The following is a 20,134-nucleotide window of genomic DNA, read 5'->3' as shown; positions in this document are numbered from 1 at the left end:
CATCGGACCGCCGGACAGGAGTGCCCAGCCGGGTCCCGCCGAAACGCCGGGCGGGTACGGACGGTCGCCGGAGGCCGCGGAACCGGCCAGGAGGTGTTCCGCCCGTCAGCCGAAGCGTTCGATCCGGATACGGTCCACGGGCTGACCGGCCTCGACGAGCAGCCGCGAGGCGTGCTCGGCGAAGGCGTTGGAGCCGCACACATAGGCCTCCCACCCACCAGGCGGCTGCTCGGCCAGGAGCGGCGCCACATGTGCGGACGCCAGACGTCCCACGGGCACACCCTCCGGCGCGCTCCGCGTGAACACGGCGGTCGTCTCCGCTCCCACCTCCCGCGCGTAGATGAGCTCCCGCGGGCTGCGGGCCGACACCAGCATCCGCAGCGGCACGGGCAGGCCGCGCACCCGGTGGTGCCGTACCATCGACATCAGCGGTACGACCCCGGAACCGGCGCCGATCAGCAGCGCGGGCCGGTCCCCGGGCCAGGCGAAGAAGCCGCTCAACGGGCCGCGCACCTCGACCTCGTCACCGGGCCTGGCCACCGTGTGGAACCAGCCCGAGACCTCACCGCCCTCGACGTGGTCCAGGGTCAGTTCGATGTGCCCCGAGTCGTCGGGCGCGGACGCGATCGAATAGTGGCGCTGCGCCACATAGCCGTCCGCGGCGATCAGCCGCAGCATCAGGTGCTGACCGGGCAGGTGACCCGCCCACGCGGGCACCGCGAACCGGAACGTGGACGCGTGCGGGGTCTCGCGGCGGATCTCGGTGAGCGTGGCCGTCTGCCACACCGCGGCGGCCCGGTCGCTCACGGCGATCCGCCCGGGCACGGAGAACCGCGTCGGGGGAGTGAAGGCCTCGGGAGTGAAGGTCTCAGTCACCGGAATACCGCTGCTCCTCCCAGGGGTTGCCGCGGGCGTGATAGCCGTTCTGCTCCCAGAAGCCCGGCTCGTCGTGGTCGAGGAGCCGCAGGCCCGCGATCCACTTGGCGCTCTTCCAGAAGTACAGGTGCGGCACCAGCAGCCGCGCCGGACCGCCGTGCTCGGCGGCCAGCGGCTTCCCGTCGAACTCCCAGGCGATCCAGGCCCGTCCGCCGGTGAGGTCGGCGAGCGGCAGGTTCGTCGTGTAGCCGGTGTGCGAGTAGGCGACGGCATGGGTGGCGGACCCATGTGGCCGCACTACATGGAGGAACGCGTCCAGCGACACGCCCCCGAACCGCACCCCGAACTTCGACCAGCTGGTCACACAGTGGATGTCGCCCTCGTACGCCGACGCCGGAAGCCCGTGCGCCGAGTCCCAGTCCCAGGTGTGCGGCTGCTCCACCAGGCCGTCGATGCGGAAGGTCCAGTCGGCGGGCGCCAGTTCGGGAGTGACCTCCGCGGACAGGACGGGCCAGTCGTCGCCCGCATCGTACTGACCGGGCGGCAGCCTCGGATTGTCGATGCGGGCGCGTCCGGTGAAGCCTCGGGTGACGTTCATACGGTTCCAGCGTGACGACGGTGGTGATTGCTTACGCGGTCAACCGTACGTGTATCTCAGGCATGCCCGGCGCGCGGGCCCGCCCTCGTGAAGGCCGTAAGAACTTGAAGGCCATATGAACTCTCCGGCGTCCGGGGAATAGCGGACCGCCGATCTTCCTTGCCGATTGTTGCCACACCCGGTGGCACTACAACCGGTGTCCCGGCGCAGCGAAGGAGAGTGGGAGCAGTGCCCAAGGCGTACGTCTTCACGCGGTACGGCGGACCGGAGACCGAGGCCCTCGTCGAGGTGGACCGGCCGGTCCCGGGCTCCGGTCAGATCCTGGTCGCGGTGCGTGCCGCGGGCGTCAACCCCGTCGACTGGAAGCAGCGCACGGGCCACCGTCGGCCCGGCGAGAGCGGCGAGCGCTTGTTCCCGGCCGTCTTCGGCAACGAGGTCGCCGGGATCGTCGAGGCGACCGGCGACGGCGTCGGGGGATTCGCCACTGGGGACGAGGTCTTCGGCAACACGGTGGCCGGGGGCTACGCCGAGTACGCCCTGCTGCCTGCCGCGGTGACCGCGCACAAGCCCGCCGCGTTGGACTTCACCGACGCCGCGACCTTGCCCATAGCCGCCGCGACCGCCTACGACGGGATACGCCAGCTCGACCTGCCTTCCGGGGCGATCCTGCTGGTCACCGGCGCGGGCGGCGGGGTCGGCGCGGCGGCCGCGCAGATCGCCCGGGCCTTCGGACTGGGCGTCGTCGGCGTCGCGAGCAAGGGAAAGAAGGACTTCGTCGAGTCGCTCGGGGCCCTGCACGTGCCGTCCGGCCCGGGTTGGGCCGAGCGGGTGCGGGCGGCGGCGCCGGACGGCGTCGACGGGGTCTACGACCTCGTCGGCGGCGAGGTACTGGCCGAGGCGGCTCGGCTGCTCACCGACCGGACGAAGCTGATCACCGCCGGTGCCCCGCCCGAGGAGGTGCGGCGGCTGGGCGGAGCGCGCGTGGCCAGGGCGCGCACAGCCGCGGTCCTGGAGGCGGTCGCCGACCTCGTGGTGAACGGCGCGCTCGACCCGCACGTCACCCGGACGTTCCCGCTCGACCGGGCGGGCGAGGCCCTGCGCACGGTCGAGGACGGCCACGCCCGCGGCAAGGTCGTGATCGAGGTCGCCCGATGACCACCGACGCACCGCAGGCCACCGGGACCTCGCAGACCACCGACGCGGCCCATGTCCTCGACAACCCCGCCCTGGCCGCCCTCACCGGCCCGCACGCCCACTTCGCCGAGCGGCGCGGCCGGGTGCTGCGCTATCCCGTCGACGTCACGCCGTGGCTGGCCCTGCCCGACGAGCCCGACGCCGACGACTGGGCGGACGTCGCGGCGCTCGCGGGCCCCGGCACCGAGGTCCCGCTGCTCGGCTTCCGGGGGCGCGTCCCCGACGGCTGGGAGGTCACGGAAAGGATCGAGGGCGTGCAGATGGTGGACGACGGTGTGACCCCCGCCCCGGACCCGGAGGCGGTCCGCCTCGGCCCCGCCGACGTGCCCGAGATGCTCGACCTGGTCGCCCGCACCCGGCCCGGCCCCTTCCTGCCCCGCACCATCGAACTCGGCACCTACCTCGGCATACGGCGGCACGGTGCCCTCGTCGCCATGGCGGGGGAGCGGCTGCGCCCGCCGGGCTGGACGGAGATCAGCGCGGTCTGCACCGACCCCGGCGTCCGCGGCGAGGGCCTGGCGACCCGGCTGATCCTCGCCGTCTGCCACGGCATCCGGGCGCGCGGCGAGACGCCCTTCCTGCACGCCGGCGCCGGCAACACCACCGCCATCCGGCTCTACGAGTCCCTGGGTTTCCGGCTGCGCCGTACGACGGTGTTCGGAACGGCACGGGCGCCGCGACGCCTCCCGGACGGACGTACCGCCGTGCCGGTGTCGTAGGACGGCGAGCGGTGACACGCGGGCCTCCCTCGCTGGGGTACTGTGTGGCCTTCTGGCTGCGGGCGGTCCCAGCCGTGAAGTACCGAGGAGGTGAGACCCATTACCGCTCTGTCAGGTCGGGTGCTCTCTCCTCGAATCGGCGCGGATCACCGCTGTAGGTGACCGCGGGAGCGCCCTTCGGCTTCCGAAAGGCTCTCGGCTTTCATGCCTCCACTTTCCCCGCAGTCGTCGTCCTCTTCTCGTGATTCCGTAGTAGCCGCTCTCCGTGCCTCCGGCTGTGTCTTCGCCGAGGACGAGGCGGAGTTGATCCTTGGCGCCGCCCGCACCCCGGACGAGCTGGCCCACTTGGTGGACCGCAGGGTCGCCGGTCAGCCCCTCGAACTCGTCCTGGGCTGGGCCGAGTTCCGCGGACTGCGCATCGCCGTGGAACCCGGCGTGTTCGTGCCCCGCCGCCGTACCGAGTTCCTCGTCGAGCAGGCCCTCGCCCACGTCCCCGACGCGTCCGTCGTGGTGGACCTGTGCTGCGGCTCGGGCGCCGTCGGCGCCGCGCTGGCCGCCGCGTTCGGCCGGATCGAGTTGCACGCCGCCGATATCGACCCGGCCGCAGTGCGTTGCGCCCGCCGCAACGTCGCCGCCGTCGGCGGTCACGTCCACGAGGGCGACCTGTTCGAGGCCCTCCCCGGTGAGCTGCGCGGCCGTGTCGACGTCCTCGCGGCGAACGTGCCGTACGTCCCCAGCGGCGAAGTCGGGCTCCTGCCCGCCGAGGCACGCGACCACGAGCCGCTGGTCGCGCTCGACGGAGGCACGGACGGCCTGGACGTCCTGCGCCGGGTCGCGGCCGGGGCATCCCGATGGCTCGCACCCGGCGGCTGCTTGCTGGTCGAGACGAGCGAACGCCAGGCGCCGACGGCCGTCGACGCCTTCACCCGCAGCGGCCTGGAGACCCGGCTGGCGGTGTCCGAGGAGATGTACGCCAACGTCGTGATCGGCACCAGGCCCTGACCTTGGGACGCCGTCGTCTCTCATGGCGCGGACCATGCCGCGGCGAACCGCTCGGCGAGCATCAGCGTGGGCAGGTTGGTGTTCGCCCGCGGAATGCCCGGCATGGTGGACGCGTCCACGACGTGCAGCCCGTCGACCCCACGCACCGCGGCCCGGGTGTCGGTCACGGCGGACGGATCGTGCCCGGGTCCCATCCGGCAGGAACGGCCCGCGTCCGCCGCCGCGTTTGCCGGACATCTGCGCCAGGCCGCCCTGTCCGAGCCGGCCGGCCCAGGCGGAGAACCACCGGGCCCACTGCGGCTTCCACGACCCGGGGGCGGGTCGGGCGGACCCGAGATGCGCCCGGAGCGCGGTCGGCGCGGGATGCGGGTTGTCGTCCCGCCGGATGAGTGAGTGCGGGTACACCGGTGTCGGGTCCTGCACGGGGATGCGCCGCAGGTCCTCGTCGGCGGGCCGGACGAGGCGGGTCCGTTCGCCGACGAAGGTCGCCAGTGTCCGGGAGTCGGCGATCGTGTCACCCTGTCCGCGTGGTCGGTCACCGGCAAACTCACCACCGCGGCCCTGACCGCCCTGTGGGGACTGCTGGCCGTGCTCACCGGAACCCGCACCGCGATCGCCCTGGCCGGCCTGCTGATGCTCGCGACCCCGCTGCTGCTCCCACGGCACGAGAGGGCCCGGCAGGACGACCGGGGCTCAGTGGGCACCTCTGCCTGACGGAACCCGAGGTCAGGCCGCCGCGCCACTGCCCGAAGGGCTCGGCTTCTGCCCGTCCCGGAAGCCGTGACCGGGATGGCCGGGGAACTTGCCGCGCCAGTCGCCGGAGCCCTTCCTGTCCTCCCAGGCGCCCGAGAGGACACGCGTGGCGGTCCTGGTGCCGTCGTCGGAGCGGCTACCGACCAGGTGGGCCGTGTCTCCCTCCTTGAGGGCGTCGGCGCCCGAGCCGCCGTCGGGGAGGACCTTCGTGTCCGAGGCCACGGTCCACTCCCACGTGGCCCCGTCCTCGCTCTTGACCGTGACCTGGTCGCCGTCCACCTTCTCCACGGTGCCCCGCTGCCAGACCCGGACGACCCAGTCGCCGGTCTCGCGGTCCTTCACGGTCGACTCGCCGTGCACCGCGTCACCGCCGAGGAACCACGGCCCGCGGCCGTGCCGGTCGCGGGGGCCGTCCGGTGACGGTGACGCGGAGCCGGACGCCGCGGGCAGAGCCTCGTCACCAGAGGTGCCCGAATTCCCCGAGGTGGCGGCGTAGGCGACCGTGCCGCCGAGGGCCAGGACGGCGACCGCGGTCGCCGCGATGACCGTGCGGGCCCGGGCGGACCGCCGCTGCCACAGTCCGTGCAGGACCGCGCCCGTCGTACGCTCCGGTTCCGCTCCGCCGGGACCCGCGAGCACCTCCCGGTCCTCGCCCGTCTCGGCGGGCCGGTCGGGCGGCTCGCCGCCGGTGGTGTGCTCCTGCTCCGGATCGTGCGTCACGACTCGCTCCCCTCGGCCACGGCACCCGGCGTACGCGCTGCCAAGTCCTGCTGTGATTGTGGGACGCGGCCGGTAAGGAACAGGTAATCGGTTCCTGTGAGAATCGCGCGCCCGTCACTGACGTCACACGGGCCCTAGGCCCGGTTCTCGTCCGGCGTCTGCACCCGGGCGATCAGCAGCGCCACGTCGTCGGAGTTGTCCGGCTGGTGCAGGGTGCGCAGCAGGAGGTCGCAGACGTCCTCCAGGGGGCGGTCGGGGCCGTCGAGGAGGGTCAGGAGGGCGTTGAGGCGTTCGTCGAGAGGATGCTGCCGGGTCTCGACGAGGCCGTCGGTGTAGAACACCAGCCGGTCGCCGGGGGCGAGATCGACGGCGGTGGTGGAGAAGGCGACGCCGCCCACGCCCAGTGGCACACCGGTGGGCAGGTCGAGCAGCTCCGGGGGACGGCCGGCGCGCAGCCGGGCCGGCGGCAGGTGCCCGGCGTTCGCGATCCTGCACTGTCGCAGTGCCGGGTCGTGGACGGCGTACACACAGGTGGCGATGGAGTGATCCAGGCCCTCGGTGATCTTGTCGAGGTGTTCCAGGAGCCTGGCGGGGTCGAGGTCGAGGGAGGCGAGGGTGGTCGTCGCGGTGCGCAGCCGGCCCATGGTCGCGGCGGCGGTGATGCCGCTGCCCATCACGTCACCCACGACGAGCGCGGTCTTGCCGCCCTCAAGCGGGATCACGTCGAACCAGTCGCCGCCGACCTCGGCGGTCGCGCCCGCGGGCTGGTAGCGGGAGGCGACCTCCAGTCCGCCGGTCACGGGCGGATGGCTGGGCAGCAGGCTGCGCTGCAGGGTGAGGGCGACGTCGCGGGCGTTCTGGTACCAGCGGGCGTTGTCGATCTGCACGGCCGCGCGGGACGCCAGCTCGCGCGCCAGCAGCAGGTCGTCCTCGCCGAACGGCAGCGGATTGCGGGCGCGTTTGAGGTCCAGGGCGCCGAGCACCTCGCCGCGCGCGATCAGCGGTACGGCCAGATAGGAGTGCACGCCCGCCCGGGCCAGCAGCTCGGCCGCCTCCTCGGAACGCGCGATGCGGGACAGGTCCTTGCCCTCGACCCGCGCCACCAGGACGGGGCGGCCCGTGCGGACGCACTCGGTGACCAGGCGGTCGGAGGCGTACCGGGTGACCTGCCCGGGCGGGTCGGCCGCGCTCAGGGCGTCCGGGGCGCGGTCCGCCTCGACGGCCAGCGCGCGGATCAGGGCGGGCTCGGCGGGGCCGAGGGTGCTGGGCCTGCCCTGCACCACCGCTTCCAGCAGGTCCACACCCGCGACGTCGGCGAGGTCGGGCACGGCGACCTCGGCCAGCTCGCGGGCCGTGCGGTCCAGGTCCAAGGTGGTGCCGATGCGGGCGGAGGCGTCGGCGACCAGGGCCAGGCGCCGCCGCGCGGCTTCCGCCTCGACGGCCGCCAGGTGCTGCTCGGTGACGTCCTCCACCGAGACGGCCACGCCCAGCGCGGTGCCGAGCGCGTCCTCCAGCCGGTAGAGCGAGAGCGACCAGGCGTGTTCCTCCTCCGGATCGGCCGGTGTACGGCCGATGGTCCGCTGATCGACGAGCGCCCGGCCGGTTTCCAGCACCTGACGGGCCGCCGACTCGAGGGCGTCGGCGTCGAGATGCGGCAGGACCTCGCGGACCGTACGCCCGATGTGGTCCTCGGCCGGTATGCCGTTGAGCCGCTCCAGCGCCGGGTTGACCGAGACGTACCGCAGATCGGTGTCCAGCACCGCCAGCCCGATCGGGGACTGGTCGACCATCCGGGTCGACAGCGCCACGTCCCGCTCCAGCCGCCGTACGGTCGACTGGTCCGCGGCGAGGCCCAGGGCGTAGACGTCGCCCTGGTCGTCCAGCAGCCGCATGTTGCGGAACTCCACGAGCCGGGTGCTGCCGTCCTTGCGCCGGATGGGAAAGGCCCCGGCCCAGCCCTGGCCGGTGTCCATGACGTCGGCGAACAGCTTGACCACGAGATCGAGGTGCTGCTCGTGGACCATGATCCGGGCGGCGTACTGCCCCAGCGCCTCCCGCGCCGTGTAGCCGAAGAGCTCCTCCGCCTGCGGGCTCCACAGCACGACGCGTCCCTCGGTGTCCAGGACCACCGAGGCCACGCCGAGCACATCGAGCAGCCCGCTGGGCCGCACCGGCCCGCGCACCGGCTCCTCGCCCGCCGGCCCGGGAGTCCCGGCTGCTCTCATGCCACGCACCGCCTTCGCCCATTCTCGCGGCACGCCGTTCCCCCGTGCCGACTCCCCTTGTTCTACCGCGTTCAACCGTCGCCGCGATGCCGCCGTCGGCTTTTACCACCATCCCTCAATACGGCGGCGGCCGTCCGGTGAAGCCACACCGAGACCGTAGCCGAGCCGACGGCAACCGTTCCCTCTATTGGTCTGTACATGACCATCTCGACGGGTCAGACTGTGCGCCGACCACGCCCACCCCCCACCGAGGAGTCGCCTCCATGCCCCTGCGCGCCCGGCAGCGTCGCCGTACGGTCCTCACCGCCCTCGTCTCCCTCACCGCCGCCCTGCTGTCCGCGGCCCCGCCCGCGTCCGCCGCCGACACCTGGACCGAGGTGGGCTCCGACCGCGCCGACCCGCTGACCGAGAGCCAGGGCCTCACCTCGGTCGAGGTCCCCGCCGGGGCGGCCAACCGGTACACGGGGATCGGCACCATCCCCGCCGGCCTGAACGGCCGCGGCTGGAACCATGTGGGCGACCCCGACGCCTCGTACGACGGCCACTACATCGAGCCCTACCAGCGGGACTCCGGCACCACGAAGATGTTCCGGGTGCAGTCGCCGAGCGGGAGCTGGTCGGAGTACGTCCACACGCTGAGCTCCGGCGAGGCGCTGAACAACTCCTGGGTCGCCGTCTCACCCGGCGGACAGTGGATGCTGGCAGGCGAGTACGGCACCATGAGCCGGCTGCTGGTCTTCCCGACCCCGGGCGTCAACCCGAGCACCTCGCCGTCGGCGAACCTCCCGCAGGCGGCCACCGTCCGCCTGGACCACGCCGTACGCGACGTGCAGGGCTGCGACTTCGCCGGGCCCACCCGGCTGCTGTGCTCCTCCGACGACCCGGCGGGCACGCTCTTCGGCATCACCAAGCCGCTCCTCCAGATCGACCTCTCCGCCGAACCGAACGGCACCTCCGACGTCACCGGCCACGTCACCGCCCTCCGGCAACTCCCGCTGCGCAGCTCCTGCTCCGGCACGTTCGAGGCGGAGGGCATCGACTACGACCGCCGTAGCGGCACCCTGCGCGTGATCGTCGTATCGCCGGGATTCTGCGTCCTGACGGACAGCAAGACGTACCGCTTCACGCGGAGTTGAGGTCCGCCGAGGCGGTGGGGGCGACCGGTGGGCGGGAAGGCCGAGCTCTCGCGCCCCCCGGGGACGCCCGACGATCCACGGCACCCGGCACGACCCCGGACGAAGGAGGACCCGTATCCACCCCCGTGGGGTGAACCCCGTCCGGCGCTCGGTGGAGCGGTGCCCAGGGCATGGGAGAAGTGCCTTTCCAGGCGGGCAAGGCGCTCGCCTTCCTGCTGGTGCTGGCCGCCGCGGCCCGGTACGGCACCCGGTGGGTCGGCCGACTCATCCAGGTCCGCGACGACGAACTGCTGGTCATCAGCTTCCCCGGCGCCGCGGTCCTCGTCGCCGGGGTCTTGAAGGTGCTCGGGGTCGCCGACGCCATCGGGGCCTTCATGGCGGGCCTGATCCTGGCCGGCACGCCGTCCGGGCCGCGCATCCGCGAGCTGGTGCATCCGCTGCGCGACGCCTTCGCCGCGATCTTCTTCTTCGCCTTCGGGCTCGCCATCGACCCGGGAGTCGTCGCGTCCGTCGCCGCACCGGTCGCCGCCGCGGCAGCGCTGACCCTGGTGATGAACGTGGTCGAGGGCCTGCTCGTCGCCCGCCTGTACCACTACGGCGCCGAGCCCGCCGCGGACATCGCCACAACGCTCGTGGCCCGCGGCGAGTTCGCGTTGATCCTCGCCGCCATGGCCACCAGCGCGGGGCTCGACGCACGCCTGGCCCCGTTCATCGCGGGCTACGTCCTCGTGCTGGCCGTCCTCGGTCCCGTCGCCGCCGGACGCGCCCACCCGCTCGTCCGCGCCCTGCGCTTCACACCCGCCCGGCTGTCCCGGGGCGCGGTGCCCCGGCGCGGCGGCTTGGGACAGGAAACGACCGATGCCTCCCATTCGTACGGGACGGACGACGGCGTCGTGTCGACTTCGGCCTCCGGCACCCTGCCGTCGGAGGCGGCCGAGCGGTAGCACCGCTGGTCCCCGCTCTCGTCGCGGTCACGGAAACAGGATTGCCGGAGTTCGGCCGAGAGGGCCGCGGTGGGCAGGCAGGAGGCCGCACGAAGGACGGGACAGCGCGTTGAGTGAGCCGGCGCGCCTGCCCGAGCGGTGGGCGGCGCCCGGCCCGCTTCGACCGGCTTGTCAGCGAGACACGGAGGAACCATGCCCCAGTCCGACGACGAACGTCTGGCCGATCTCGAAGCGTGGCTCGAGCACGACGATCCCCGGTTCGCCCGTGCGCTGAGCACCGGCCGACCCGCTCGCCCTCGCGAGTACCGGCGCACCGGCGCCTGGTGGACGCTGGCCGTCGCCGTGACCGCGCCGACGACCGGCGTGGCCCTGGCCGCCGGCCTCCTCATCGCCACGGGCCTGGTCCTCACCGGCATCGCCGCCGAGTTGTTCGACCCCCATCGCGGCCGGCCGTGCCTTGACGGCGGACCGTGGCCACCCCTCGGCGTACTCGATCCTCCACCGGCGTAACCCGTTCGCGGAACAGAACGGGCACCTCCGCAGGTAGTGCTCCACGGCATGTGGTGGTTTTCTGGGGATGCGGGGCGGTTTCGCGGAGCGGGCCGTGGTACCGCGTCGCGGCCACGAGAGGAGCGATCACGATGGACGGTGAGCGACCGCACCCGGAATCCGTCTCCGTTGAGATCAGCGGATGCAGCAAGGACGACGCCCGGATCGTGTTCGACACCTTGTGTGCCTGCTACTCGTCCGACCGGTGCGCCGACGACATACCCGAGGAGCTCTCCGAAACCCGCCCGACGGTATGGCTCGGCACGTTCGACGTCGCCGACCCGCACGAGGGCGCCCGCCCCGCCCGGCTCTCCTCCTCCGTCATCGCCGACGCGCAGGGCGGGTACTGGGCGATCGACCGTTTCCGCACCACCCTGGACTCCCTGTTCTCCGTGCACGACCTGTCCTCGGCCTCCGGAGACCAGGAGAAGGAGCTGCACGTGCGGCTGGAGAGCCGGTGAGCACTATCCCTCCGCGCCGAGGAGGCTGAGCACCGCACGCCGGTAGACGGCCTGGACGCCGGGCAGGTCAGCGAGCCGGGCGCGTTCGTCCAGGCCGTGCAGTCCCTCGCACCGCACGCCGAAACCCGCGGTGGCCGGGATGCCCTCGCTTGCCAGAAGGCTGCCGATGTTCGACGGCCCCGCCGTCTTCGCCCGCACCGGCAGGCCCTTCCGGGCGGCGGCGTCGAGGAGCGCGGCGGCGGGCTGCTCGTCCCGGGCCAGACGGAACGGCGGCCAGGCGGCCACCGGGGTGATCGCGGTCGGCCGCGGGGCCGGCCATCGGGCGTCCAGCTCCGCCACGACGGCACGGACCAGGCCCTCGGCGGCCCGGGCGTCGAAGGCCGGGGCGGTGCGGAGGTCGACGCCCAGCTCGCACAGGTCGGGGACCATCGAGAAGCCCTGACCGCCGTGGCAGGAGGTCACCGACAGCTTCGGCGACAGCGGGAACTCGCCCGCCGGGCCGGGGAGTTCGGCCGCGTCGAGGAGTCCCATGAGACGGATCGCGCGGGAAACCGCCCCCACCGTCGGCCGGCTCGATCCCGAGTGACCCGAGGCCCCGTGTACGGCGATCGTCGCCCGCCACAGCCCCCGCCCGCCGGCCACGACCTCGTCCAGACCCGGGTAGCTGATCACCACCCCGGCCGGGCGGTGCGCGGCCGGGTCGGCGAGGTAGGCGCGGGCGCCGCCGAAGCCGCCGGCGTGCCCGTCGACGTCGAGCAGCACGGCGAGCCCGCCGCGCAGGGCGTCACCGCGGACGTGCAGGTCGGCTGCGATGTGGCAGAACATCGCCGCGGCGAGCTTGGAGTCGGCGGCGCCCCTCCCCAGTGTCCTGAGTCAGAGATCTTTGGGTAGTTTCGTGGACGCCCCGCGACTCGCTGGCAGCCCGTCTTCCTAGTTCCGACGCGGCTTTGAGGGGCGCTGGGCACCTGCCTCGCGGCCTCGATCTAACGAAGAATCTCTGACTCAGGTCATTAGGGCCTGTCCGGCGGATCATGCCGCGGACGCGGGGTCTGGCACGCCCGTCTGCCGCGTTGTCGTCGGTCGCCGACTCCCCCACGCTCGAATGCGCTCGCGGGGGAGCCCCCATCGCGTCGACTCCCTCCTCCGCCTTGCAGCTGGACGCACCAAGCCCCGCTCACCTGCGTTTTGAATGGCGCCGCCGATTTCCTGCGACCTGATCCGCCGGACAGGCCCCAGCAGCCGCCCGTCGACGACGTCGCCGCAGGCCGGGGCGAACGACCAAGCCGCCTCGTCGCCGTACGGAGCGGTGTCCACGCAGGCGTCCAGTGCCCACCAGGGGCCCGGCCGGCCGCCGGTGACCTCCACCAGCAGGGCGACCAGGGCGCCCGGGCAGTCGTACAGGCGGCGATACGGGAGGTCATGGGCGGCGAGCCAGTCCTCCAGGACGGCGAGTACCGGGCCGTAGTCGTCGATTCCGGCCCGGCTCGGGCGCCGGATCAGCTCCTGCGCGAGCCGTACGACGGAGGCCGTCTGCTCAGGGGTGCCGCTCACATCTCTCCCACGGGGTCGACGACAACCGGGCCGCTCTGGACCATACGACGGCCCGGCGGCGCCCCGCGGATCAGCCCTGCCGCACCGGCACCACCACCATCTCGGCGACATTGACGTGCGGCGGCACCGAGACGGCGAAGGCCACGGCCTCGGCGATGTCCGCGGCGGCCAGGGGACGCACCTCGGCGCGCAGGCGGGCCAGCGATTCCCGCATGCCGGCGTCCCGCATGTCCGTGCCCAGCTCGGTGCCGGTGACTCCCGGCTCGACGTTCTTCACGCGGACACCGCGCGGGCCGAGTTCGGCGCGCAGATTACGGGTCAGGTGGGCGATCGCCGCCTTGGTGGCGCAGTACACCGACCAGTTGGGGAACAGGGCGTGTCCGCCCACGGAGCCGACGTGGACGAGGTCCGCCGGGCCGCCGCGAGCGCCCGCGGCGAGCAGGTCGTCGGTGAAGGCGCGGGAGGTGTGCAGCAGGCCGCGCAGGTTGATGTCGATCATGCGGTCCCATTCGCCGGTGTCGGCGCGCTCGAAGGGGGCGCCGAGCATGACGCCGGCGTTCGCCACCACCAGGTCGACCGCGCCGAGCGCCCCGGCGACGGCACGGGCGGCCTCCGGAACGGCCTCGGCATCGGTCAGGTCCACAGTGACGGGCAGGACGGTTCCGGCGGCCGTACGGCGCAGCTCGTCGGCCAGCGTCTTGAGACGCTCCTCGCGGCGGCCCAGCAGAGCGACGCTCGCTCCGCCGTCCGCCAGTCGGCGCGCCGTGGCCGCGCCGATCCCGCTGGAGGCGCCGGTGACGACCGCCACTCGGCCGGTGAGGGGGTGGTGAAGGGGGTTCTGAATGTGTGTCATGCCGTCAACCGTGGGGGCGGCCCGGGTGTGGGACCAGGCCGCATCGCCCCGAGGAGAACGGATCGTAGGAGTAACGCGGCCACCCTGTGCACTCCCGTGGGCCGACGGCCGGACCTAGGGTCGAGGACATGGACAGCGACAACCGGCTCGGCCGGTTCCTGCGCGCCCGCCGGGCCCTCGTACGGCCGGAGGACTCGGGCCTGCCGACCGGGAGCCGACGCCGGGTGGCGGGTCTGCGCCGGGAAGAGGTCGCGATGCTGGCAGGGGTCAGCACCGACTACTACGTGCGCCTGGAGCAGGGCCGGGAACGGCACCCGTCGGCACAGGTGGTCGACGCGCTGGCCCGGGCACTGGGCCTGGAGGACGACGCGGTCGACCATCTGCACCGGCTGGCGCGCCCCGTCGCCGGTCGCTCCCGTGCCCGTACGCGGACGGAGCGGGCCAGCCCGGTCCTGCTGCGGATGATGGAGGGCTGGCACCGCACCCCGGCGGTGATCCTGGATCACTGCCTGACCGTACTGGCCCACAACGCCCTGGGCCGCGCGCTGTTCGCCGGTCACACCCACAGCGGGGACCTGCCGCGGCTGGTCTTCCTCGACCCGGACGCACGGGAGTTCTATCCGGACTGGGAGCGTGTGGCGGTCAACACGGTCGCGGGGCTGCGCGCGGCCGCCGGAACCGACCACGACGACCCGCGGCTGATCGAGACGGTGGGTGAACTGTCGCTGAAGAGCGAGGAGTTCCGCAGCCTCTGGGCCCGCCACGACATCCGGCAGAAGACCCACGAGACCAAGCGCTTCCGGCATCCGCTGGTCGGCGAACTGACCCTGGACTACGAGTCGCTGACCGTCAACAGCGCCCCGGGCCGGCAACTGGTCGTCTACCAGGCCGCCCCCGGCAGCCCGTCCGAACAGGCGCTTTCCCTGCTGGGCAGCCTCAGCGCGGACGAGACTCCCCGCCCCGGCCCACCGGAACAACCGACGGTTCGGCCAAGGGGCCGCAGCCACCGACGGCCCGATGAGGGACCCGTCGGCTGACGTGGCGGGCATCACCCTTCCTCGTTTATGCAACTAGTTGCATAAGGTGGGCGCGGTCCTCTACAACAAGAGGGCACGACACCACCGCGCACGGAGGGCCCGATGAGCCGTTACCCGCACTTGCTGACCCCGCTCGACCTGGGCTTCACCACGCTGCCCAACCGCGTCCTCATGGGCTCGATGCACGTCGGCCTGGAGGAGGCGGAGCGGGGATTCGAGCGCATGGCGGAGTTCTACGCGGCCCGGGCGCGCGGGGGAGTGGGCCTGATCGTCACCGGTGGCATCGCACCCAACGAGGAGGGACGGCCGTACGAGGGCGGCGCGAAGCTCACCACCGAGGCGGAGGCCGAGCAGCACCGGGTCGTCACACAGGCCGTGCACCGCGAGGGCGGCCGCATCGCGATGCAGATCCTCCACTTCGGCCGGTACGCCTATCACCGGGACCTGGTCGCGCCGAGCCCGATCCAGGCACCGATCAGCCCCTTCCCGCCCCGCGAGCTCACCGAAGCCGACGTGGAGCGGACGATCGAGGACTACGCCCGCGCTGCCCGCCTGGCCCGGCAGGCCGGCTACGACGGCGTGGAGATCATGGGCTCCGAGGGCTACCTGATCAACGAGTTCGTCGCCGCGCCGACCAACCGCCGCACCGACCGCTGGGGCGGCTCGTACGAGAACCGCATGCGCTTCCCGGTGGAGATCGTCCGGCGCGTGCGCGAGGCCGTCGGCGAGGACTCCATCATCGTCTACCGCCTGTCCATGCTGGACCTCGTCCCCGGCGGCTCGACCCTCGACGAGGTGATCACGCTCGCCCGGGCCGTCGAGGCCGCCGGAGCCACGATCATCAACACCGGCATCGGCTGGCACGAGGCCCGCATCCCCACCATCGCCACCTCCGTGCCGCGCGGCGCCTATACCTGGGTGACGAAGAAGCTGATGGGCGCGGTGTCCGTCCCACTGGTCACCACCAACCGCATCAACACCCCCGAACTGGCCGAGGAGTTGCTCGCCGACGGCTGCGCCGACATGGTGTCCGTGGCCCGCCCGATGCTCGCCGACCCCGACTTCGTCGCCAAGGCCGCCGCCGGCCGCCCCGAGGCCATCAACACCTGCATCGGCTGCAACCAGGCCTGCCTCGACCACACCTTCAGCGGCCGGATCACCTCCTGCCTGGTCAACCCGCGCGCCTGCCACGAGACCGAGCTCGTGCTGTCCCCGACCCGGCTGCGCAAGCGCGTCGCGGTCGTCGGTGCCGGGCCGGCCGGCCTCGCCTGTGCGGTGTCGGCCGCCGAGCGCGGCCACGAGGTGACCCTCTACGACGCCGCGAGCGAGATCGGCGGCCAGCTCAACGTCGCCCGCAAGGTGCCCGGCAAGCAGGAGTTCGACGAGACACTGCGCTACTTCCGTCACCAGCTCGACGCGCACGGCGTGGACGTACGGCTGAACACCTGGGCGTCCGTGGACGACCTCGCCGGGTACGACGAGGTCGTCGTCGCCACCGGCGTCACCCCGCGCACCCCCGACATCCCCGGAGTCGACCACCCGAGCGTCGTCGGCTACCTCGACGTCCTGCGCGACGGCACTCCCGTGGGCGACCGCGTCGCCGTCCTCGGCGCGGGCGGCATCGGCTTCGACGTCGCCGAGTACCTGACCGACGGCGGCGACAAGGCGAGCGAGGACCCGGCGACGTACTTCCGCCAGTGGGGCGTCGACATGGACTACAAGACGCCCGGCGGGCTCGCGGCCCCCGAGCGGCCCGCCCCGCCGCGCACCGTCCACCTGCTCCAGCGCAAGGCCACCAAGGTCGGCGCCGGCCTCGGCAAGACCACCGGCTGGATCCACCGCGCCGAGCTCAAGCACCGCGGCGTCACCATGGTCCCGGGCGTGCGCTACGACCGTATCGACGACGCCGGACTGCACGTCACCGTCGGCGACGACAGTATGGTCCTGCCGGTCGACACCGTCGTGCTGTGTACGGGACAGGAACCGCGCCGGGACCTGTACGACGACCTGGTCGCCGCGGGCCGCAGCGCGCACCTCATCGGTGGTGCCGACGTCGCCGCCGAACTGGACGCCAAGCGCGCCATCAAGCAGGGCACCGAGCTGGCGGCGGCGCTGTAGGGCCGTGGAGGCGTCCCTAGGATTGACCTCATGTCACTCCCGCACGCGATCCTCACCGCCCTGCTCGAGAAGCCGTCGTCGGGACTCGAGCTGACCCGTCGGTTCGACAAGTCGATCGGCTACTTCTGGTCGGCGACGCATCAGCAGATCTATCGTGAGCTGGGAAAACTGGAGGCCGAGGGCTACATCCGCACCCTGCCGTCCGAGCAGTCGGCGCGCGGGCAGAAGAAGAGCTACGAGGTCCTGCCCGCCGGCCGTGCCGAACTCGCCCGCTGGAGCGCTGCCTCCCAGGCCCCCAAGCCGCTGCGGGACGTGCTGCTGCTGCGGCTGCGGGCGGCGGCCGTGGTCGGGACCGAGGGCATCGAGGCCGACCTGCGCCGCCATCTGGAGCTGCACCGCAGGCAGTTGGCCGAGTACGAGGAGATCGAGGAGCGCGACTTCCCGCCGGACAAGGACAGTCCGCAGGACCGGCTGCGGCACCTCGTGCTGCGGGCGGGCATCGACCTGGAGACCTTCTGGACGCAGTGGCTCGCGCACGCGCTGGAGGAGTTCGCCGAGCTGCCCGCCGATCAGAGCCGGTAGGGCTTCGAGCGGCGGCGCAGGAACCAGGCCGTGGCCGCGACACCCGTGACCACCAGGCCCCCGCCGACCGCCAGCGTGAGCGTGCCGTAGTCCTTCGTGGTACCGCCCATCCCGCCCATGACACCGCGCGTCGGCGAGGCCGTGGCCGTGGCCGAGATCGAGGGAGTGGTGGGCGGGGAGACGATCACCGACTGCCTGCCCGCCGTCGACCCGTCCCTGTTGCAGATCACGATCACGGTGTACGTACCGGGACTCACGTTGGACCAGAGCGCCGACTGGCTGGCGTTGGTGCCGGACAGGTCCGCCTGGCGCCCCTGCGCGAAGCTCGTCTGGCCGCTGCTGAGCAGGGAGGCCCTGCCGAAGCCGTTGTTGCCGCTGGCGCACGCGCTGGTGGTGACCGAGACGGTGGACCCGGTGGTGCTCACGGAGATCCCCGGCTGGGCGGTGGCCGGTCCGGCCGCCGGAACGATCGGCAGCGCGGCGGCGGCTGCCACGGTCAGGCCGGAGCGGAGAAGTTGCGATGGATTGCGCATGGGACTGCCCTCCGGCGGCACGGTTGGCGGTACATCCCTTGCGCCGCCGAGGATCGGGGAACGCCCGTGCTGCCACAGGGGCAGCCAACGTGTCCACGGCCCGGCTCGCATGCGGACCGCACCCGGTCAGGTGACGGATTCCGCCGTCCGGCGGATGCGCGACACGCCTCATCGAACGCGCCTTCCCTGCCGCGCGGCCCCGCCCGTGGTCACCGTCCGTTCCACCGACAGGCCGCCCCAGGTCCCGTCCGGCAGCTTCGCCCGGATCCGCACCCGGTGGGTGACCCCGGCATCCCGTCCCAGGTAGAAGCCGTACGTCGCCCGGTCGCGCGGCGCGGTTCCGCCGAACACGAGCGAGGTGGCCGGACGGCCGTCGAGGTGCACCTGGTACTCCGTGATCACCCCGTCGGTGCGCGGTGGCACCCAGGCGAGGTCGAGGTGGTACGCCCCGTCGGCGCGGCGGGTCGTCGCGCGGAAGCCGGTGGGGGCGGTGTCCCGGCCGTCGTCGGTGCCCGCGGTGGTGAGGCGGACGGGGCCGCCGGCGGGCGAGACGTTGTCGGCCGCGTCGCGGGCCCGGACGGTGAAGACGTAGCGAGTGCCCGGACGCAGCCCCGTGACCACGGCCGCCGTCTGGTTCCCGGCCACACTGTGGATCTTCGTGGTGCCCTGGTGGATGTCGTACGACACCACATCCCGGTCGTCCTTCGAGGCGGCCCAGGACAGCTGGACCGCCCGGCTTCCGGCCGCTCGGCCCCGCGGCTTCCCCGGCCGTGTCGGGGCCGAGCGGTCCGCCGCCACCGCCGCGGGGGTCGTCGCCCGGACCTCCCGGCTGCGGGGCCCCGGGCGGCCCTCGGTGTCGCGCGCCCGCACGGTGAAGTCGTACGTGGTGGACGGCTTGAGCCCGGTGACGTCCACCATGTGCCGCGAACCCGGTACCTCCTCGACCTTGGTGGTGCCGCGATACACCTCGTAGCCACGGATGTCCCGGCCCCCGGACACCGCGTTCCACATCACATGCACGCTGGTCGCGCTTCCCGCGGTGGCGGTGACGCCCAGAGGTGGCCCGGGCAGGGGGCCGCTCTCACCGTCGCCGGTCCCGCGCCCTCCGCAGGACGCGATCAGCGTGAGTACTCCGCAGAGGGCGAGACAGCGGCGCAGGGGAGCGGGCACGGGAACGCGTCGCACGCTGCCTCCCGGGCGGCACGGCGGCAATGGTCCGGACCAATATGACCCTGTTGGCGTGATCGCATCAAGAGGGCGGTCGTCGGAGGCCGCTCGCCGGGGTTACGTATGCTGAAGCTCCTGACGGAGCTGAACTCTCCTCGAAAGCACGGGAGTTCACGTCAGGGCGCGGGCCGCTGTCGTCGCTGATCCCGCGCCGGCGCGGGCGGCCGGAGGGCCGGAGCCCTTGGTGGGCTCAGGCCCCCGGCCCCCGTCGGAAGGTGGGAGATGTGCGCCGTCCGGACCCCCAACGGTGGCCGCGAGATCGATGCGGCGTCAGATTGGGCTGAGTGTTCGTCAGTGTCCTCCAGGAGAGGTCCTCATCGTGCGTGTCCAGTCCCTGACGCTGGTGGCGGCAGGCGCCGCCCTGCTGGCCCCGACGACGACGCCGTCCGCACCCGCCGCCGCGCCCACGGCCCACGGGGGACCGTTGATACGGCACGAGGGTGACGTCCCGGCCGCCGACCTGCTGGCGAAAGTGCGTGACTGCGCCCCCGTCTCCCGCGGGCACTACCGCAGCGACCACGGCAAGCCCGCGACGATCCCGGTCTGCGGCACCCGGAACGCCGTGTTCTGGAAGGCCGACATGGACATCGACTGCGACGGACGGCCCGGCCGCCGCTGCAACCGTCGTACCGACCCCTTCTTCTCCGACACCACGGCCCACCAGCAGTCCGACGGCCGTCACTTGAGCGCCGAACGCCTGCCGTACATCGTCGTGCCCCGCGTGAGCCCCCGCTGGGACCACCGTGCGAGCGGCATCCGCGGCGGATCGGTCGCGGCCGTCATCCACCGGGACCGCGTGCGGTACGCGGTCGTCGGCGACGTGGGCCCGCCCGACCTCATCGGCGAGGCGTCCTATGCCACCGCCGAGGGCCTCGGCATCCGCCCCGACCCGCACGGCGGCGGCACGGACTCAGGCGTCACCTACATCGTCTTCAAGAACACCCGGGTGACACCGATCGAGGACCATGCGGCCGCCGTGACGACGGGGGAGCGACTGGCGCGCGAGTTCGTCCAGGGCGGGTGAGCCGTTCGGCACGGGCATGCCGTACGCCCGCC

The 20,134-nt window shown here is 72.9% G+C and carries 20 protein-coding genes and 2 pseudogenes; 11 read left to right on the top strand and 11 right to left on the bottom strand.

Annotation, left to right across the window (positions count from 1 at the left end):
* Window positions 1-105: 105 nt before the first annotated feature.
* Window positions 106-876 carry a ferredoxin reductase gene (locus ABT063_RS44170; protein ID WP_351066647.1) on the bottom strand — a complete coding sequence of 257 codons (771 nt, stop codon included), beginning with the start codon at window positions 874-876 and terminating at the stop codon, window positions 106-108.
* Entirely contained in the window at window positions 869-1,474 is a 606-nt protein-coding gene (locus ABT063_RS44165; protein ID WP_351066645.1) for a sulfite oxidase-like oxidoreductase, read from the bottom strand. Before ABT063_RS44165 ends, ABT063_RS44170 begins: the two co-directional genes overlap by 8 nt.
* A gap of 228 nt (window positions 1,475-1,702) precedes the next feature.
* Here ABT063_RS44165 and ABT063_RS44160 point away from each other — a divergent pair, with 228 nt between their 5' ends.
* The 3 genes from ABT063_RS44160 to ABT063_RS44150 all read left to right on the top strand — a co-directional run bounded on the left by ABT063_RS44160 (window position 1,703) and on the right by ABT063_RS44150 (window position 4,389).
* Window positions 1,703-2,629, top strand: coding sequence for an NADP-dependent oxidoreductase (locus ABT063_RS44160; protein WP_351066643.1), 927 nt, complete (start codon window positions 1,703-1,705; stop codon window positions 2,627-2,629).
* Window positions 2,626-3,387: a GNAT family N-acetyltransferase gene (locus tag ABT063_RS44155; RefSeq protein WP_351066642.1), complete on the top strand. Its 762-nt coding sequence runs from the start codon at window positions 2,626-2,628 to the stop codon at window positions 3,385-3,387. The genes ABT063_RS44160 and ABT063_RS44155 overlap by 4 nt, the downstream gene beginning before the upstream one ends.
* A gap of 204 nt (window positions 3,388-3,591) precedes the next feature.
* Window positions 3,592-4,389, top strand: a complete 798-nt coding sequence (locus ABT063_RS44150; RefSeq protein WP_351066641.1) for a putative protein N(5)-glutamine methyltransferase — start codon at window positions 3,592-3,594, stop codon at window positions 4,387-4,389.
* A 20-nt stretch (window positions 4,390-4,409) separates the two neighbouring features.
* Here ABT063_RS44150 and ABT063_RS44145 read toward each other — a convergent pair whose 3' ends face one another.
* The 4 genes and pseudogenes from ABT063_RS44145 to ABT063_RS44130 form a co-directional block, all read right to left on the bottom strand.
* Window positions 4,410-4,583, bottom strand: a complete 174-nt coding sequence (locus ABT063_RS44145) for a GMC oxidoreductase (RefSeq protein WP_351066639.1) — start codon at window positions 4,581-4,583, stop codon at window positions 4,410-4,412.
* A 94-nt stretch (window positions 4,584-4,677) separates the two neighbouring features.
* Window positions 4,678-4,905, bottom strand: a pseudogene (locus ABT063_RS44140) (LysR family transcriptional regulator); the annotation flags it as partial.
* Window positions 4,906-5,115: 210 nt separating this feature from the next.
* Window positions 5,116-5,862 (bottom strand): DUF5666 domain-containing protein, encoded by a 747-nt coding sequence (locus ABT063_RS44135; RefSeq protein WP_351066638.1) that lies wholly within the window; start codon window positions 5,860-5,862, stop codon window positions 5,116-5,118.
* Window positions 5,863-5,996: 134 nt separating this feature from the next.
* Window positions 5,997-8,087, bottom strand: a complete 2,091-nt coding sequence (locus ABT063_RS44130; protein ID WP_351066636.1) for a SpoIIE family protein phosphatase — start codon at window positions 8,085-8,087, stop codon at window positions 5,997-5,999.
* 263 nt (window positions 8,088-8,350) lie between these two features.
* Here ABT063_RS44130 and ABT063_RS44125 point away from each other — a divergent pair, with 263 nt between their 5' ends.
* The 4 genes and pseudogenes from ABT063_RS44125 (at window position 8,351) to ABT063_RS44110 (ending at window position 11,177) form a co-directional block, all read left to right on the top strand.
* Window positions 8,351-9,223 (top strand): hypothetical protein, encoded by an 873-nt coding sequence (locus ABT063_RS44125; RefSeq protein ID WP_351066635.1) that lies wholly within the window; start codon window positions 8,351-8,353, stop codon window positions 9,221-9,223.
* Between the two features lie 158 nt (window positions 9,224-9,381).
* A pseudogene (locus tag ABT063_RS44120) lies at window positions 9,382-10,167 on the top strand (cation:proton antiporter); the annotation flags it as partial.
* A gap of 192 nt (window positions 10,168-10,359) precedes the next feature.
* Window positions 10,360-10,677 (top strand): DUF3040 domain-containing protein, encoded by a 318-nt coding sequence (locus ABT063_RS44115; RefSeq protein WP_351066633.1) that lies wholly within the window; start codon window positions 10,360-10,362, stop codon window positions 10,675-10,677.
* 131 nt (window positions 10,678-10,808) lie between these two features.
* Window positions 10,809-11,177: a hypothetical protein gene (locus ABT063_RS44110; RefSeq protein ID WP_351066631.1), complete on the top strand. Its 369-nt coding sequence runs from the start codon at window positions 10,809-10,811 to the stop codon at window positions 11,175-11,177.
* 3 nt (window positions 11,178-11,180) lie between these two features.
* Here ABT063_RS44110 and ABT063_RS44105 read toward each other — a convergent pair whose 3' ends face one another.
* The 3 genes from ABT063_RS44105 to ABT063_RS44095 form a co-directional block, all read right to left on the bottom strand.
* Window positions 11,181-12,002, bottom strand: coding sequence for a M20/M25/M40 family metallo-hydrolase (locus tag ABT063_RS44105; protein WP_502991008.1), 822 nt, complete (start codon window positions 12,000-12,002; stop codon window positions 11,181-11,183).
* A gap of 204 nt (window positions 12,003-12,206) precedes the next feature.
* Complete coding sequence (locus ABT063_RS44100; protein WP_351066630.1) at window positions 12,207-12,728, bottom strand: hypothetical protein; 522 nt, start codon at window positions 12,726-12,728, stop codon at window positions 12,207-12,209.
* Between the two features lie 70 nt (window positions 12,729-12,798).
* Window positions 12,799-13,581, bottom strand: coding sequence for an SDR family oxidoreductase (locus ABT063_RS44095; RefSeq protein ID WP_351066629.1), 783 nt, complete (start codon window positions 13,579-13,581; stop codon window positions 12,799-12,801).
* Between the two features lie 128 nt (window positions 13,582-13,709).
* Here ABT063_RS44095 and ABT063_RS44090 point away from each other — a divergent pair, with 128 nt between their 5' ends.
* The 3 genes from ABT063_RS44090 to ABT063_RS44080 all read left to right on the top strand — a co-directional run bounded on the left by ABT063_RS44090 (window position 13,710) and on the right by ABT063_RS44080 (window position 17,318).
* Window positions 13,710-14,618, top strand: a complete 909-nt coding sequence (locus ABT063_RS44090; protein WP_351066627.1) for a helix-turn-helix transcriptional regulator — start codon at window positions 13,710-13,712, stop codon at window positions 14,616-14,618.
* 102 nt (window positions 14,619-14,720) lie between these two features.
* The gene (locus ABT063_RS44085; RefSeq protein ID WP_351066625.1) at window positions 14,721-16,736 is read left to right on the top strand and encodes an FAD-dependent oxidoreductase; all 2,016 of its coding nucleotides are present in this window, start codon (window positions 14,721-14,723) and stop codon (window positions 16,734-16,736) included.
* Between the two features lie 30 nt (window positions 16,737-16,766).
* Window positions 16,767-17,318 (top strand): PadR family transcriptional regulator, encoded by a 552-nt coding sequence (locus tag ABT063_RS44080; RefSeq protein WP_351066624.1) that lies wholly within the window; start codon window positions 16,767-16,769, stop codon window positions 17,316-17,318.
* Here ABT063_RS44080 and ABT063_RS44075 read toward each other — a convergent pair.
* Window positions 17,306-17,851 carry a hypothetical protein gene (locus tag ABT063_RS44075; RefSeq protein WP_351066622.1) on the bottom strand — a complete coding sequence of 182 codons (546 nt, stop codon included), beginning with the start codon at window positions 17,849-17,851 and terminating at the stop codon, window positions 17,306-17,308. The genes ABT063_RS44080 and ABT063_RS44075 overlap by 13 nt on opposite strands.
* Window positions 17,852-18,019: 168 nt before the next feature.
* Window positions 18,020-19,036: a fibronectin type III domain-containing protein gene (locus ABT063_RS44070; RefSeq protein ID WP_351066620.1), complete on the bottom strand. Its 1,017-nt coding sequence runs from the start codon at window positions 19,034-19,036 to the stop codon at window positions 18,020-18,022.
* Window positions 19,037-19,397: 361 nt separating this feature from the next.
* Here ABT063_RS44070 and ABT063_RS44065 point away from each other — a divergent pair, with 361 nt between their 5' ends.
* Window positions 19,398-20,102, top strand: coding sequence for a glycoside hydrolase family 75 protein (locus ABT063_RS44065; protein WP_351066619.1), 705 nt, complete (start codon window positions 19,398-19,400; stop codon window positions 20,100-20,102).
* The last annotated feature ends 32 nt before the right edge of the window (window positions 20,103-20,134 follow it).

Source organism: Streptomyces sp. NPDC002838 (genome assembly GCF_040295365.1).
Lineage (GTDB): Bacteria > Actinomycetota > Actinomycetes > Streptomycetales > Streptomycetaceae > Streptomyces.
The sequence above is the reverse complement of the archived record's forward strand: the minus strand, read 5'-3'. Positions and strand labels throughout refer to the sequence as shown.